This is a genomic window from Rhizobium sp. P2_G2, from assembly GCF_056403555.1.
In genome coordinates, this window is sequence record NZ_JBFUFF010000131.1 from 1 (window position 1) to 15,278 (window position 15,278).

17 protein-coding genes and 3 pseudogenes are annotated in these 15,278 nt (G+C 57.6%); 12 read left to right on the forward strand and 8 right to left on the reverse strand.

Annotation, left to right across the window (positions count from 1 at the left end; genetic code table 11):
• Positions 1-176, forward strand: a pseudogene (locus tag AC1D06_RS38135) (IS6 family transposase); the annotation flags it as partial.
• Positions 177-231: 55 nt separating this feature from the next.
• Here the strand turns inward: AC1D06_RS38135 and AC1D06_RS38140 are convergent.
• A pseudogene (locus tag AC1D06_RS38140) lies at positions 232-603 on the reverse strand (DUF1612 domain-containing protein); the annotation flags it as partial.
• 266 nt (positions 604-869) lie between these two features.
• Between AC1D06_RS38140 and AC1D06_RS38145 the strand changes: the two are divergent.
• The 9 genes and pseudogenes from AC1D06_RS38145 (at position 870) to AC1D06_RS38185 (ending at position 6,565) form a co-directional block, all read left to right on the forward strand.
• Positions 870-2,036, forward strand: a complete 1,167-nt coding sequence (locus AC1D06_RS38145) for a site-specific integrase (protein WP_477990794.1) — start codon at positions 870-872, stop codon at positions 2,034-2,036.
• A gap of 118 nt (positions 2,037-2,154) precedes the next feature.
• The gene (locus tag AC1D06_RS38150; RefSeq protein WP_477990795.1) at positions 2,155-2,535 is read left to right on the forward strand and encodes a hypothetical protein; all 381 of its coding nucleotides are present in this window, start codon (positions 2,155-2,157) and stop codon (positions 2,533-2,535) included.
• A gap of 131 nt (positions 2,536-2,666) precedes the next feature.
• Positions 2,667-2,798 (forward strand): annotated as a pseudogene (locus AC1D06_RS38155) (integrase); the annotation flags it as partial.
• Positions 2,799-2,892: 94 nt separating this feature from the next.
• Entirely contained in the window at positions 2,893-3,159 is a 267-nt protein-coding gene (locus AC1D06_RS38160; RefSeq protein ID WP_477990796.1) for a type II toxin-antitoxin system prevent-host-death family antitoxin, read from the forward strand.
• Positions 3,156-3,578: a PIN domain-containing protein gene (locus AC1D06_RS38165; RefSeq protein ID WP_477990797.1), complete on the forward strand. Its 423-nt coding sequence runs from the start codon at positions 3,156-3,158 to the stop codon at positions 3,576-3,578. Before AC1D06_RS38160 ends, AC1D06_RS38165 begins: the two co-directional genes overlap by 4 nt.
• A 36-nt stretch (positions 3,579-3,614) precedes the next feature.
• Entirely contained in the window at positions 3,615-3,962 is a 348-nt protein-coding gene (locus AC1D06_RS38170) for a DUF6904 family protein (RefSeq protein WP_477990798.1), read from the forward strand.
• Positions 3,959-4,258 carry a hypothetical protein gene (locus AC1D06_RS38175; RefSeq protein WP_477990799.1) on the forward strand — a complete coding sequence of 100 codons (300 nt, stop codon included), beginning with the start codon at positions 3,959-3,961 and terminating at the stop codon, positions 4,256-4,258. Before AC1D06_RS38170 ends, AC1D06_RS38175 begins: the two co-directional genes overlap by 4 nt.
• Positions 4,259-4,495: 237 nt before the next feature.
• Entirely contained in the window at positions 4,496-5,377 is an 882-nt protein-coding gene (locus tag AC1D06_RS38180; protein WP_477990800.1) for a hypothetical protein, read from the forward strand.
• A 15-nt stretch (positions 5,378-5,392) separates the two neighbouring features.
• The gene (locus AC1D06_RS38185) at positions 5,393-6,565 is read left to right on the forward strand and encodes a tyrosine-type recombinase/integrase (RefSeq protein ID WP_477990801.1); all 1,173 of its coding nucleotides are present in this window, start codon (positions 5,393-5,395) and stop codon (positions 6,563-6,565) included.
• A gap of 24 nt (positions 6,566-6,589) precedes the next feature.
• On the opposite strand, the gene AC1D06_RS38190 is transcribed toward AC1D06_RS38185, so the two are convergent.
• The 5 genes from AC1D06_RS38190 to AC1D06_RS38210 all read right to left on the reverse strand — a co-directional run bounded on the left by AC1D06_RS38190 (position 6,590) and on the right by AC1D06_RS38210 (position 11,299).
• Positions 6,590-6,796, reverse strand: a complete 207-nt coding sequence (locus tag AC1D06_RS38190; RefSeq protein WP_477990802.1) for a cold-shock protein — start codon at positions 6,794-6,796, stop codon at positions 6,590-6,592.
• Positions 6,797-7,533: 737 nt separating this feature from the next.
• On the reverse strand, positions 7,534-7,884 hold the full coding sequence (locus AC1D06_RS38195) for a helix-turn-helix domain-containing protein (protein ID WP_477990803.1): 351 nt from the start codon (positions 7,882-7,884) through the stop codon (positions 7,534-7,536).
• Positions 7,881-8,219 carry a type II toxin-antitoxin system RelE/ParE family toxin gene (locus AC1D06_RS38200; RefSeq protein WP_477990804.1) on the reverse strand — a complete coding sequence of 113 codons (339 nt, stop codon included), beginning with the start codon at positions 8,217-8,219 and terminating at the stop codon, positions 7,881-7,883. The genes AC1D06_RS38195 and AC1D06_RS38200 overlap by 4 nt, the downstream gene beginning before the upstream one ends.
• Positions 8,220-8,376: 157 nt before the next feature.
• Positions 8,377-10,500, reverse strand: a complete 2,124-nt coding sequence (locus AC1D06_RS38205; protein WP_477990805.1) for a relaxase/mobilization nuclease domain-containing protein — start codon at positions 10,498-10,500, stop codon at positions 8,377-8,379.
• 427 nt (positions 10,501-10,927) lie between these two features.
• Positions 10,928-11,299 (reverse strand): MobC domain-containing protein, encoded by a 372-nt coding sequence (locus AC1D06_RS38210; RefSeq protein WP_477990806.1) that lies wholly within the window; start codon positions 11,297-11,299, stop codon positions 10,928-10,930.
• A gap of 396 nt (positions 11,300-11,695) precedes the next feature.
• Between AC1D06_RS38210 and AC1D06_RS38215 the strand changes: the two genes are divergently transcribed.
• Entirely contained in the window at positions 11,696-12,379 is a 684-nt protein-coding gene (locus tag AC1D06_RS38215; RefSeq protein ID WP_477990807.1) for an AAA family ATPase, read from the forward strand.
• Complete coding sequence (locus AC1D06_RS38220) at positions 12,376-12,759, forward strand: hypothetical protein (protein ID WP_477990808.1); 384 nt, start codon at positions 12,376-12,378, stop codon at positions 12,757-12,759. Before AC1D06_RS38215 ends, AC1D06_RS38220 begins: the two co-directional genes overlap by 4 nt.
• 66 nt (positions 12,760-12,825) lie before the next feature.
• Here the strand turns inward: AC1D06_RS38220 and repC are convergent, their stop codons facing one another.
• Together repC and repB are read right to left on the reverse strand one after the other, a co-directional pair.
• Positions 12,826-14,040 carry a plasmid replication protein RepC gene (gene repC / locus AC1D06_RS38225; RefSeq protein WP_477990809.1) on the reverse strand — a complete coding sequence of 405 codons (1,215 nt, stop codon included), beginning with the start codon at positions 14,038-14,040 and terminating at the stop codon, positions 12,826-12,828.
• A 180-nt stretch (positions 14,041-14,220) separates the two neighbouring features.
• Positions 14,221-15,213 carry a plasmid partitioning protein RepB gene (gene repB, locus AC1D06_RS38230; RefSeq protein WP_477990810.1) on the reverse strand — a complete coding sequence of 331 codons (993 nt, stop codon included), beginning with the start codon at positions 15,211-15,213 and terminating at the stop codon, positions 14,221-14,223.
• Positions 15,214-15,278 lie beyond the last annotated feature (65 nt).

Below are 15,278 nucleotides of genomic sequence, written 5' to 3' on the forward strand. Positions count from 1 at the left end.
GGATCATGAAGGGCTTCAAGTCAGCCAAACACCTCCAGCATTTCGTTTCTATTCATGACCCCGTCGCCAATCTCTTTCACTTTCCTCGCCACGATATTCCATCCGATCATTACCGCGAACTGAGAGCCGCAGCCATGCAGATGTGGAATGAGATCGCACGCTTGCAAGCAGTATGAGCGAAAGCGGCGGGCGCCAATTTTGGCCGCAACTCGTTAACTTTACGGTGCCCATTGACGAGCTTCGCCGACCGATGAGGCGACGTTCCATTATCTGCTTTGCCAGTGTCAGCCGATCATGCTCCTTCAAACCGTGTTCGGCAGCCACGGCCATGCCATTCACGAGTGCCGCGAGCCGCGTGATGCAGTCGGCCGTCTACGGCAATCGATTTGAGCCCGAGGTTGACAGCCGCCAGATGCGCGGCGGTCGCGAGACCGGCCTGGCGTAACACCGCGGCTGCTAGCAGCAGGCCGAGCCAGGGCGCATGCTGCAGCACCTGCAAAGCATTCTAGGCGTCGAGGACGATGATGGCGCGTCGGTCAGAACGATGCGCCATTCATCGAGGCGTTCGTCCTCGTCCCAGTCGAGATCGTAGACGAGCGAATCAGATCATCAAGCGCTTTCAATGCGATGCCGGCCGCGAAGGCGGCATCCGCCTCGGCCTGTCCATGCCCGCGCGGCAAGGCCCAGTCCGGAAGGCGGCCGGGGGATGACAGGCCCTGGGTCGGTATATTTACGAACGAACCCATGCCGGTGAGTCTGTATCGCCTGTGCAGTTTATGTCAAATTTTCGCCTGAAACCGCACAGCTTGTCGCTCAAGCAAAACAACCGATAAGATTGCATTATCGGACGTTTTTGTCATTATAGAGAAATGAGCCGAATCGTCGAAGAAAACAGCGAAAATCACCTCCAGCGGAGCTCTGCTCGGCCTGACGGCACGGGCGCCGGCGACGATGTTCCCGTGCCGCAGTCGTCGGACCACAATTCTATGTATGGCGCCGGGCTCCCCTCTCCTCTTCAGGAAGCACGCACCGACCTGCCGGCGCGTCTGGAACAACTGGCGGATCGGGCGCGCGGCTACGTCGAGGCGGCCAGCTCTGCCAACACCCGCAAGGCCTATGCCTCCGACTGGAAGCATTTTTCCGCCTGGTGCCGTAGGCAGAATTTTTCGCCCCTTCCCCCGGATCCGCAGGTCGTCGGCCTTTACATCACCGCCTGCGCCTCCGGCAGTGCCTTCGGCACCGCCGAACGCGGCATGAAGGCAAACTCCGTGTCGACGATCGAGCGGCGTCTTTCGGCGATTAGCTGGAATTGTTCGCAGCGTGGCATGGCATTGGACCGGAAGGATCGTGCCATTGCCACCGTGATGGCTGGCATCCGCAACACCCACGCAGCCCCTCCCCGGCAGAAGGAAGCCATTCTGCCGGAAGACCTGATCGCCATGCTCGAAACGCTCGACAGGGGAACGCTGCGTGGGCTCCGCGATCGCGCCATGCTGCTGATCGGCTTTGCCGGCGGCCTGCGCCGCTCGGAAATCGTCGGGCTCGACCTCGGCCGCGACCAGACCGAAGATGGTCGCGGCTGGATCGACATCCTCGACAAGGGCATGTTGCTGACCTTGCGCGGCAAGACCGGTTGGCGCGAGGTCGAGATCGGCCGTGGTTCCTCCGCAGCCACCTGCCCCATCGTCGCCGTCGAGACCTGGATCAAGTTCGCCCGGATCGCCAAAGGACCCCTGTTCCGCCGGGTCAGGGGCCAGGGCAAAGATGTCGGCCCAGATCGATTGAACGACAAGGAAGTGGCGCGCTTGGTGAAGCGCGCCGCTATCGCCGCCGGTGTTCGCGGTGATTTAAGCGAAATAGACCGCGCCTTCAAATTTTCCGGCCACTCGCTGCGCGCCGGTCTCGCCTCTTCGGCAGAAGTCGATGAACGCTATGTGCAGAAACAACTCGGCCACGCCAGCGCCGAAATGACCCGCAAATACCAGCGGCGGCGTGACCGCTTCCGGGTCAATCTCACCAAGGCGTCTGGGCTCTGAAAGCCCTTCGGGGCGTCCATCTCTCTCGACCCGGGACATTGATGCCGACCCGGCGAAGCGCGTGGTCGGCCTGCGCCGATGGCTATACGTCGATAACGCGTTATGATAAATAGCCGTCATGGATACTCCCAAACGCCCTCGCGGCCGTCCCCGCAAGCCGAACGCGCTGACCCAAGCGGAAATTCAACGGGACTACCGCGCCCGGTTAGCCGCTGCCGGCAAAGCGGTTCGCGTTGTGCATGTCGGCGACGCCCCTGAATTCAATCCCGAAACCCATTTCGTCGCCGAACGCGCATTTTTTGAGGAGTCACGGCAGAATTATCATAACGCGATAGTGAAAATAGAAATCTTGGAAGAGGATCGGCTTAGGCTGGATAAGCGCAACGCATATTTGGAGAGCGAGTTGAAACGCCTGGAGCAGGTTCACACGAACGCGCTGAAGGAGATCATCAGCCTGAAGCGGTCTCTTGAGAAAAAGCACGGCTCCTCGACCGCCTGAGCGAACATGTCGGTTGGTGGCGTGGCTGTCACCGTTTTGAAACGCCCTCCCCTATCGGTGGCGTAAAATCGCTAGGTAAAATTCGCGTCGGGTTCTTAGCTTAGCCCTTCAATTGAAACCGGGAATTAAAAGCCACATCTGCCGAGGTAGACGAACGATACGTCCAGAAGCAGCTCGGTCACGCCTCTGCAGAGATGACCCGCCGATATCAGCGACGACGTGATCGCTTMCGGGTTAATCTGACTAAAGCCGCAGGGCTTTGAGCCAGCCCCTCCCCTCCCCTGCCCTATCCACATGCTTGCGTTAGAACCGATCATCACATATAGTCAAGATAGTCACTRTAGTCTGGAGCGAGCAATGCTGCCATCAACACATGATAGTAAGAACTGGACAGTTGCAGGCGCCAAGGCAAAACTGTCTGAGGTTATCGAACGAGCACAATCAGTGCCGCAGACGATCACCCGAAACGGAAAGCCAAGCGTCGTCGTCGTCTCGGTTGAAGAATGGCAGCGAAAAWCGGCACGTAAAGGATCGCTCGCGGAATTCCTCATGGACTCCCCACTCCGCGGCGCTGAACTGAATCTTGATCGTCAACGCGATGAACCACGTGATTTGTCGCTGTGAGATTGCTCCTCGATACAAATGTTTTGTCGGAAGTCACGAAGCCACGTCCCGACGAGCGCGTTCTGCAATGGCTCGATGGACTTGACGAAGACCGCACCTTTATCAGTGTCGTGTCGATCGCAGAAATTCGCCGCGGGGTGGCTTTGATGGACAGCGGSCGAAAACGCGACGCCTTGGCGGAATGGCTTGAGCATGACCTGCCGCAGCGTTTCGAGCAGCGCGTTATTGCGGTGGAAGAGCCKGTCGCCCTGGCCTGGGGCGACCTCATGGCGCTTGCGAAGCGAAGCGGTCGAGGGCTCGCCTCGATGGACGGTTTGATCGCCGCAACCGCAATCGCACACGATCTTACCCTCGCTACACGAAACACCAAGGATTTCGAGGGCTTCGGGCCCGACATCATCGACCCATGGAATGGGTGACCCCACGTTTACCCATCATAGGAAAGGATGACCTGCGTGCTGTCTTACAGCCTCCTTAAAAACCATGCCGGCATTCTGCTGATCGGCGACCACACATCTCTCACCTGGCTGCATGAGGTTGTTCATGACGTCAACGACAGATCCCCGCTTGTTATGGACAGGGAAGGCGCGTTTCTCGGTCTGGCGTACGATGTACGCAAGGCGCTTGAACAGCAACGGGAAATTCTCCAGCCGCAAAAACACTTTGAAGAAATCGGCGTGCGCTATGGCGTAAAGGTCCTCTGGCCAGTTCTATTGCTCCAACAGAGGCTGTTGCGGCAATCTCTCGCCTTTCTCAGCCACTCGGCCAAGACACAATCCACACCTACGCGCTGGAGGCCATGATCGAAGAGGCACTCCGGGAGGATTTCGGCACGCAGGCAGAACGCATCATTGAAATTTGGCAACGTCTTGATCCAGCTCAGCCCGAGGTGTTTGACATGATGGAGAGCCGTGGCGGGATCTTTTCCTCTTGGACCAAAGCGCAGCGGAAAGCGGGTTTTCTGCAGCTTCTGACGAGCTTTGATCCAATGTATGATCGCTATTACGCTGTCCGACTTATGAACGGAGAGAAGAACCTGGTCTCTCCAAGAGACTTTGCAGCCTGGGAAAACGCCGAATGGCCGGACCCTCGCTGGTGAATGCCACTGATATCGGCAACGATCTCAGTGTGATAGCCTCCCCTCCCTGTGCGGATTTGAAATTCTAAGCCCAAAATCGAGGGTAACTGTTTCAGCTTACCGCTTCAATTGCAATCGGCAGTTAAAAGCCGCGGCCACGCCTCGTTTTCGATAAGTATCAGGTATCGATAGTGATGGCTTTCGGCCAGATGATGTGTTACGCGTCGAACACAAAGCGCCTTAAGGGGGAGGAAAATCGTGGCTTTCGCTCGTTGGACGTCTTGCTTTGATCGCACACGCGTATTCGCGCGGTTTAAAGCCCATCATACCGAGATTAACGACCTCTATTGGTCCTTAGTCCCCGTCTCACACGCAGCAAAATTTCAATACCGAATGGCGCCGCAAAGCCATTCGCCAGCAATGCTCTTCCACGCCACCGGGCCTGATGCGCGTAGGCTGGCACCGACACTTCCGGAGTGGAGCCGAAACTTTTCAGAGCKTGAAAACTGGCTCAGGCTGTCGATGCTCGTCTCGGCACTCTTGTATCTTGAGACGTACATTTCCACAGTTGTCACCACGGCCTTGCGATCTGATCCCCTGCTCCGCTTCAAGCAATCCCGCTCAATTGACGGGACAATCTGGCTTAAGAAGAACGTTGATGATGACGTCAGTTCCCTTGTCTTGGATTGTGTCAAAGGCACTTGGTCAAAGCGACTGGCAGGGTGTAAAAACCTCTTCGGAATTATACCCGCCGGCTTGGCCCCACTTGAAGGGGATCTTGAGAAGATGCGGGTGTTGAGAAATGGTTCGGCTCATAGCTTTGGCCGGTCTCCGATACACTTCGAAGATCCTACCGCGCCGGTCGGTGCATCGAAACGATTATCAGAACAGACATTGCTTCGATATCTCGGCATCATTGAACAGGCCGCATGGGCAATCGAGCAACACATCGCTCGGCACCACATAGGTGAGTTTGAATTGCTATGGCAATACCATAAGTGGCAGGCTCTGCCACGCGTTAAAAGTGAAACAAAATATACTGAGCAAGCTGCGTTCTCGCGAGAGGTAGGTCGATTATACGGACAAACTCCGGGTCGTAACTTTTGTCGGCAGTTGATGCAGTACTACAAGCGCATTTAGTGGGAGCCGGACACTATGCCAAAACGCCCCCTGCCCACCATTCCAACCGACGCCGTGCTCAAGCGCTCCACTGACCTCGATGCGCTCGACGCCATCCTGCCGCTTGACCGCCGCGACCAGCTCGCCGAAATCCTGACCGACGACGACGTCGAGACCCTCAAGCATCTCGCCGCCGCTGGCATGGGCGACAATACGCTCAGGGCGCTCGCCTCCGACCTCGCCTATCTCGAGGCCTGGGCGGCGGCGGCGATCGGCGCCCCCCTGCCCTGGCCGGCGCCGGAACGTCTTTTGCTCAAATTCGTCGCTCATCATCTCTGGGATCCGGTCAAGCGGCACGAGGATCCATCACATGGCATGCCGGAAGACGTCTCGACATCGCTGAGGTCTCAAAAACTGCTGCGGAGCGACGGGCCACATGCGCCGGCCACCGTGCGGCGGCGGCTGACCTCCTGGTCGATCCTGACGCGCTGGCGCGGTTTGAACGGTGAATTCTCCGCGCCCTCGCTGAAATCGGCGCTTCGGCTATCGGTGCGCGCCGCTGCGCGACCGCGGCAGCGCAAGAGCAAAAAAGCAGTCACCGGTGACGTCCTGGCACAGTTGCTGACGGCTTGCGCCGGCGAGCGTCTCGTCGATCTCCGCGATCGGGCGCTGCTGCTGCTGGCCTTCGCCTCCGGTGGGCGCCGACGCTCGGAAGTGTCTGGATTGCGCGTCGAGGATTGTGTCGACGAAGATCCAGTGCTCGCCGATCCGAAAAACCCGGAGTCTGCAATCCTGCCCTGCCTGACCCTGCATCTCGACCGCACCAAGACCACGACGATCGAGGACGAGGCAAACGTGGTGTTGATCGGCCGGCCGGTTACTGCGCTCAAAGCCTGGCTCGAAACAGCCAGGATCGACACCGGCCCTGTGTTCCGGAAAATCGATCAGTGGGGGAATATCGATCGCCGTGGCATCACTCCACAAACCGTCAATCTCGTGGTCAAGACGCGGGCAAAGCAAGCCGGTCTCGATCCGCAAAACTTTTCTGCGCACGGGCTGCGATCGGGATATCTGACAGAGGCCGCCAATCGCGGCATTCCCCTGCCCGAGGCCATGCAGCAGTCGCAGCACAAGTCGGTCACCCAAGCGGCCAGCTACTATAATGACAGCGAACGGAAAATGGGGCGTGCGGCAAGATTGATGATCTGACCGCCGCCCACACTGACAAAAGCCCTAGGCTTGCAGGTTGTCGGCCGACATTTTTCCGGATTTGCGATCCTTGACCAACTCGAAGGTGATCTTCTGGCCGTCGTTCAGGCCGCGCAGTCCAGCCCGCTCGACCGCTGAGATATGCACGAACACATCGCCGCTGCCATCATCGGGCTGGATGAACCCAAATCCCTTGGTTGCATTAAACCATTTGACGGTACCGGTGGCCATTTGCTCTCTTCCCATTTGCAGATCTGCCGAGCGGCAGGTGTTTTGAACGCCGGCACAATGCTGCGTTTTCCACCTCGATGCAAGACGTGAAGACCGCGGACGTCCAAAGGCATCGCCTTGGCACCATGCAAACAAGCCAAATCACGTCTCCCCCAAAATGTCGGCATCCGTGCGCCCGCGTTGTCGTGGCCGAGGACAGCATCGGTCCCTGCCAAAACGCAATCGCGTAGAGGTTGAAGATTCAATCGTCGCAGTGATTGACTCTTACATTCGGGTTTGCTTGATAACAATCTTCGGAGGAATGGCCATGGTCTATGACTGGGACCGTCGGCGGAGGCGACGAATTCAACTGATGCGGCTTGTGACGGCCGTCGCGTTTGGCTTGGTGGTGCCACTCGCGATCGCCGCCTGGCCCTATGTCAGTTGAGCGGGTGGCGGGCCTGCCTTTTGATTTTTTTCCTCAGAAGAATTCAGACGGGTACGACTGTTGCACCCGGCAGCAAGACGCCGCGTCCGTTACAAGAATTGAAAGTCGGCGACACATGCACTTGGTAAAGTAGGCTGCAAATCGCTTTTGCCATTGATGGCCGTCCGCCAAGGCTCCCCGGCGTTGACATGTCTGAGGAAGCGCGTACGCAAAACTAAACGCGCACCCGATCAGTACATCAGCAACTGCAAAGAATTCGTAAATTGAACGACGGACCGGCTGCATCGCTTGTCCTTGACGCGTGTCGAGCTTAATGCGCTGCTGCCTCGACTGGCTTGTTCTCACCACCATCGGTTCCGGCAGACAGAGCCCTCAGGACCGCTTCAGGCTCACGCTCCATGATCCGGAGCAATGTTCGCGCAGCACCGGATGGCTGGCGCTTGCCCTGCTCCCATTTTTTGTACCCAGATGGGCTCGTGCCTAGAACAGCTGCCATTTCATCCTGTGTCAGATCCAGTTTCCGGCGGACCGCTTTCGCATCAACCGAACCCAAATCGACATAGTGGACACGAATACCGGGAACGTCTTTTCCCTGCGTGTGGGCCAACGCTTCCGACATTGCTTGGATCAGATCCGCGCCAAATTTTGTCATCTCGCTCATGCCTTGCTCCTGTATACGGCCTTGATCGCTTTCGCAAACGCCGCGACGGCCTTTGCCTCGTTGGGGCTCAGGTCTGTCTTCTCGTTCTTACTGTAGGCGAGCAGCGCATAGATGGGCGCATCGTCGCTGTACCAGTAATAGATCACGCGCGCGCCGCCGCGCTTTCCCTTGCCTTTAGCCCCGAACCGGACTTTCCGGACTCCGCCAGCCCCGGGGATTTCATCTCCGGCTTGAGGATTGGTGGCAAGGAAATCGATCAATTCCTTGCGCTCTTCTTCAGTGAACAGTGCAGCAGCCTGTCTCACAAACATTGGTGTTTCAGCGACTGTCTGCATTTCAATCCTATAACCCAATGGGTTATAAATACACTTACTCACGTCCTCATGTCAATGAACGAAATTCCGACTGAATCGAAATCCTCCACAAGGACATAGGTCTGCGTTCGACCGCCCCGATCTCGAACCGCTGATGCGTACGCGAGATTACAGAGGCTCATCGCTCCGCGCCGTCACGTCCATTTTGGCGCTCGTTCTCCTGCGCCAGGCGTCTCATAGCTTCCTGACGCTGATGCTCCCGGTTCGTTTTCGCCGTCGTGGTCTGCTCTTTCGACGCGCGCTCTGCCCGGCCTTGGGCAATAGCCTGCTGTTGGGCGGCAATGGACGGATCTGCACTAACCGGACGCGACTTGCCGTGATCAACGTCAGCCGTTCGGGTGGTATTGGACGTGGATGCATTGTCCGAGCTTTCCGCGGCGGACCGGACTTGCTGCACTTCAATATCTCGCCGCTGTTCGGCAAAGAGGGCCGAGACCTCTCGCCGCATTTCCTCGACGGCCTGCCGCTCAACTGAGCTGTCAACGACGCCTTCCAGCCGTTCCATCGATTTATTGGCACGCGCAACGCGTTCGTCGAACTGCTCCAGTGACATTGCCATGGTCTTTTCCTTTCTTTCTTTGATGGTCTTTATGAATGTTTTCAAGCGGTCAGCAGCACGGGTGGTGACCGCAGGCTTGCCGGTTTGTTTGTTCCTGGACTCAAACTGCGCAGCCAACCAAGGCGTCGGGTTTCCGTCCCGCGCCGACCCGGCCGCTTCAATTTCGACATGTGCCGTCAATCCTTGCGAGGAAAGACGTCGAATGAGTTGCCGGACCACGCGTTGCATTTCGCCGCCGGGACCGAACCCGTCGTTCATTTTCGAAATCTCGCGTTCGATCTTGCTGACGCCTGCCTGCGCCGGTGCAAGAACAGCGACCGCCGAACCATTTGAAGAGATCCAGCCCGTTGTCGCACCGGTCGTCTCACCGATCACCCGAAGAGCGGCCGTCCGGTCAATGCCCAGGCCGATCTCAATCGTCAGCAACAGGAAGCCCTTTGGTTGTGTGACCAGCGATAGTCCGGCTGGTTTGCCTGCCGCTGCGGCGAACCGATTGGCCGCTTGGACAATCTCCGGGTCGGCGCCGGCCGCTYGGAGTGCTTGGGCTGAGGCACGCCATTTTGGGGCCAGGGCAAGATTGCCATTCGTCATTGACTCTCTGTCGATGACGCCGGCCCGCTTGCTCTCAACACGCGCCTTGACCGTGGGATGCTCGAGGTAGCGTGGGTCGGCTCGGCCGCGCTCGTAGGCGCCGACCTGTGCCTGATCATAGGGCCTGCCTGCGGCAAAATCCGCTCGGCGGGTCGCGACCATGGCGATCCCATGCTCGCGCGTCTTTGCGGCAAAAGCTTCTCTCCATGCATAAAGCTCCGGCTTGGTGAAACGCAAAGGTTTTCCGATATCATCGCGCGCGGAAATCATCGCATGCACATGCACGTGCCCTGTGTCGGGATGATAAGCCGTGATCCACTTGTGGCCGGGCACCTGCTCAGAGAGAAAATCCCGAACCGCCCGCGTCATCGCCGGCGCATCGGTCCCTTCGCGTGCCGAGAAAATCACATGGAAGGCATTTCGGGGTGCGACCGTGCGGATGTGTGAAGACCATTCTTCCCAGATCTTGTTCGCAACCGGCTTCACCGCGGAAGATTTTTGGACGCGTTCACCCGAGCTCGTGGCAATATCCCCGTGGGAACGCAGAAATTTCTCAAGGAAGTATCGCGCGGACGTCTCTGAGGCGGCAGCGCCTTCGATCGTCACGGCTGCGACGACACCACTCCCATGCAGTGACGAGGCGAACGCTCTCTCAGCCTTTTCGGCTGCATGAGTGGATCCCGAACCCTTTTCACGCGCCTTCAACGCAGCGGCGAGCTGTCTTGCGGGGAGGTCCGTAACGCCAAAGACGGCGACCTCGTTGCCACTCAGCTGATAGAGGAACGGCTTCTCGCCAAAGGCACAGTTCAGCGCCGCATGCAGGGCTGCATCATCGACTTTCTGCTCGAAGATGATACTGACGGTTGCAACAGAATTGACGGCATAGCCCTCTCGGAATCCCTCCACCCATGCCCGCAGCAGATCTGCCCGTTGCTCTCCCGACAGAATTGTATGTCCGTCCTGATCCTGGATCGGAATATCGGCGCGGCTCTTCGCGCCATCAGTCCCGTCGATCTCCCGTGTGCCGAGATAGTTGATAAGACCTGCCGCCGACGCCCGGCTCGAAACTGTCGACGTGACCTTGATGACCACTGGCTGCGCACCGGATGCAACAGCCGCGCGGCTTACCGCTTCCTCCTGCGCTCGAGCCGATGACCCTGCCCTGGGCCGTGACCGATCCAAGGGAGCCCCGCTGCGGCCAACTGAGCCCCCTCCCCCACCCCGTCGGAGTTCCTCCTCATCAAGGGCATTCGCTCGGGAAGCGATTTTTGAAACGAGGGAAATCACTTGAGCGTCAGTGGACTGGTGCGGTCGCAACACCCTGGCGATCGTCTCCTGACCCGAGGACGCGTTTGCAGTCCGAGCCTTGGTCGCAAATCCCGTTTTGCTGAAAGTTAACCCCGAAGCCGGAAATGCAGCCGCAGCGCCACCTGGGCGTCGATGCTCTTCCTCTTGATCTTCCTGCCTCCGGGAGCGCGGCACGATCCGACTCTCCACATCCAACAGCAGACGCGACCACTCATGCGCCATTGCGCTGTCCTCCTCGCCTGATGCGGCCGAGCCTCAGCACGTCATCAAAGTCGGCACGTAGGCCGGAGACGCCGTCAATCAACTGAACAAGGGCTGTCTCAAGCTGCGGCTCGTAGCCGACCCTGCCTTCGTTCATGGCCCGGACGGCCTGGTTGAGATTGATACCGATGCGGCGAAGTTCCTCCACTGCCGCCCGCAAGGCCACGGCTTCGATCGGCGCCACAGGCATCGGCAGACCGGCACGGTCGCGAAAGAGATGGCGGATCACGTCGCTTTTGGTTCGCTCGGTTCCGCAAAGGTCCGCCAATACCTGTTTCTCTTCGGTCGTGAGACGGACCCTGATCACCTCGCTGCGCGACATCTGTTCCCTTTCGCGAGCCGCAAAGGCCCAGAGCGCCGGAGGCGCGAACCACAGGCCTTGCCGGAGGCGAGGCGCTGGTCGAGTTTGTACCACAAACTTGACTATCCTGCCACCAAAATAATCATTATAATTATGTTTTTGCTACTTGCTCTCGCTCCGGGCGCTTTACCTCCGCAAAGGCCAGTTCGATCTGAAACGAATAATCAACAATCGCAGCGTTGCCAATTAACAGGCAATTGATACCGGACAATGAGCTATTGCCTGGTGTCAATTGCCTGTTAGTAGCTCACCGTTGCCCATTGCTGATTGCTTCCAGGTAATCGTCAACAGGCAACAGACGATTGCCAATCGGCCGCAGATAATTATTATATTGATTTCATATCCGAAGGAGCGATCATGATCATCACTGTAGCGAATCCAAAGGGCGGAACCGGAAAAACGACACTCGTACGAGCCCTGTCCGGCACGGCGGCCGACGCCGGCAATGAGGTGTTTCTCATTGACGCGGACAGCCGAGCCAACACCATGCGATGGGTCGATGTATCAAGACAAGCCAAGGTCTGGCCTCCCAGACTGGATGCGATCAGTTCACTCGACGCCGATCAAATCTATCAGACGGCGATTGATCAACAGCAGAACGGCAAGATCGTCTTCATCGACATTGAAGGAACGACCAATGAAAACCTCTACGCTGGCCTATACGCAGCCGACGTTGTAATCATTCCGCTTCAGACCACCCAGGACGACGTTGTCGCTGGTCTCCAGTTGGCACTCAATCACCTTCCCGTGGTCGAGGAAGAGCAAAATCGGAAGATTCCAGTGCTGATCGTTATCAATCAGCATGATTTCGTAACCGGCAGAGCAAAGGTCCATGAACCGCTGCGCGAAATCTTGCGAGAGAGCGGCGTTCGATTGGCCTCGAAGGTCATCTGGCGCAGATCGGCTTATCAATCCATCGGCGCAGCCGGCACACTGCAGACGATCAATCAGCGAGATGACAAAGCAGTCGCGGAGATCGAGGCGCTTCTCCACGAAATCATCACGCTCTACAAATCGAGCCTGGAGGTCGACGCCACATGAGCGAGCACGACGAAAAGAAGGGACTCGTTCTTGGCCTTGTGACCGGCAAACCACCTGCCATTCGCCAGAAGCCCCCTAAACTCAGCGCCGGCTTTGAGGCGAGTGCGCAGTCAAGCGCCGAAGCAGTGCCGGACAAAATAGCGCCTCCCCCAGGCCGATTGCGCGCAATGATGATCAAAGGCGAAAGCCATGATCCGGTGGCCGGCAAACGGTTTCGAGAGGAGACCAAGGTGACGACCGGCATCTACATTCGCGCCGAGGTCCACAAGAAGCTCAAGATCCTCGCGGCAATCGAACGGCGCAAGTTCAACTCCTATATCGAGGAAGCAATCGACGACTATCTCAAGAAAATTGCCGACAGGCTCCCCGACATAACATGATGCTGTCGGCCAGATAAATTCATCCCGATGCCCTCTCAGGCCCAGTAGAACTCGATCCGCCTGACGTTAGGCGGATCGGCGTTCGGGCCCGCCATTCGCCCGCATCAATGCCATGATCATCGGCCCGAGCGAGAATTCGCCGCGCGCGGCTCGTCGCGTCAGATCGCGGAGATAGCCGCCTGCCGAATTGATATGGCCGGCACGTTCGAGAATGCAGGCGATCGCAGCCGCGGCATTTTCCGGACCCATGGTTTCGCAGGCCTCCTGGTAGCCGGAAGGACTGACGCCAAGCATCGAGCGCACCACCACGGCCGCCGACATCAGGTCACGCCAATGTTTGATGCCGCCACCAGGCCCGTAATCTACAATTTGCGGGCAGGCCCGCAGCACCATGCCCAACGGGAATGCCTTTATCGGCTCGGCAGATTGTATCGGGACCGGGCTCGACTTTTCGCCCTGCTCTTCTTCGGAGCTAGGTTCAAGTTCATAGATGGAGTCTGGTTTTGAATTCTGTATGTGACGTTCACTCTGGATATCATTGCCATCTATTTTTTGTGTATTCAGCTGCATTTCCAGGCGGTTGACGATCTCTTCCCGCAGCATCTCCATCTCTTCAAGAACAGCCTCGGTCTCGTAGCGGCTTGGAGAGCGAGGAAGGCGTGCAACCAGGTCGATGTAGATCGCTTCGATCGCGGCCCAATCGCCTGCTGCACCTTCTTCCATCGCTGCGGAAATCAACTTACGGACGTCGCGCCGGCAGATGCTGAGCGCTTCTTTTGCGCGCTTAAAGGCTTGGTGCTCGTCCGCAACTTGCTGCGCCAGATGTGCCAGTTCCTCCATGCGTGCAAGCAAAGGCGCCAAGCTGAAGCCGAAAGCCTGTTCGACCTCCCCTGCCCTACTGCGATGCGCATAACGCTTGCCGTTTGGGCTGTCTCGACGGTGAATGAGGCCGGCTTCGACGAGCGCGCTGAGGTGTCTGCGGAGCGTGGTGCCCGCGATGCCGTGGGCTCGAAGCGACAATTGCGCATTGGAGGGGAAAACCACCAGCCCTTGATCTTCGACAAGCTCGGCTTCCGGATAGAAACTCAACAGCGCGTTCAGCACCGCGAGCGAACGATCTTGCAAGCCGAGCAGGATCCGCGCCTCTGCGATGTCGCGGAAGACTTTCCATTTGTCGACGGACTTACCAGCTTTGATCTCGGCCGTCTCGACTTGGCCCTTTATCAAGGCAAGCGTCATCGCTCGCCGCCCGAAGGGCGTCGTCACATTTCCACGTTGCATTTTCCTTCACCTTTCTTCAGGCAAAAGAAACCCGCTCACCAAAACGATGCCAAAGACTCTTGACTATGATTCGAGGAAATGCGATTCTCAAGCTGCTAAACACTGAGAGAGGCTTCCACGACGGAAACGTTTGGGGGCCTTTTCTTTTGCGTTCAATCTCCTCGGTTTATCGACACTTCATTACTCCTGCACATTCTTCAGGAACGCCGAATAGAGTTCTGGAAGGCGATCCAGTAGATACGAAGAAAAATCCTTCGACCTGCCTCCCTGGAAAATAAACTTCGTGGATCGCTTGCCAACTTGCGCCGTTGCGATCCTGTTGCCGTCCGACGAATTGATAGATAGTACGTCGTTTTCTGACGCCCTAGCCAACTGGATCGCCGCAAAAACCTTCTCGAACCGGGCGTCACTGTGCAGTTCAGAGAAACCTGGAACACGAAGCGCCGCTCGCCAATTTTCGCCTTCAACATCCTTGGCTAATTTTTGTGCCATTGACTCCCAGCGAGGCCGACCGATTGATGGCGCGGGGCCAATGGCATGAACGAGCTCGGAGGGCAACGCGCTTGCCAAAGAGATCATCCCAGAGAGGACACCTTTTGACGTGGAAGCCAACGCATCCATGATAACCCGTCTCTTGACGCCCTTCTCTTCAAGCTGCAGCGCAAAAAAGGCTTTCTCAATAAACGAGAGATCCCGTCGTTCGGTGTTCTCCTTTCCCTGAGCAACAATGAGATCGTCGTCCGATAGAATGCGGACAACCGCTTTCACCTTCAGTCCGAGTTGACGAAGGGCTTCCACGCGCCTGTGACCAAACGCAAGCTGGTAAACATTGTGCTCATTCGGATGTGGTCGAAGCAACACCGGGATGATTTGACCRGTAGTTCGAAGGCTTTCGCGAAGTTCGGCAAAATCCTCGCCCTGATAGTCGTCCAGGCGGTCCCTAATGAAAGACGGGCGAATGTCCGCAGGATCTACATCGATGATCAGTTCACCAGCCTGTATTTGAGTGCGCAGGACCTCTGCGAGCTCCGCATCGTGGGCAAGATTCGTGAATGCCTGGTTCATCGATTTTAGCGCCCCTGACTGTACAGACGCCTTCGCGGACCGTGGTGAAGCATCGCTGAGCTGGATGGGGGCCAGAAAATCCTTGAGTGAATCGCTACGTTTGCTCATGCAGGCCTGCCCCAGGCCTGCTTGACGAGGCTCTCAATCTCTCCATTTACGCCGTCCAACGATTC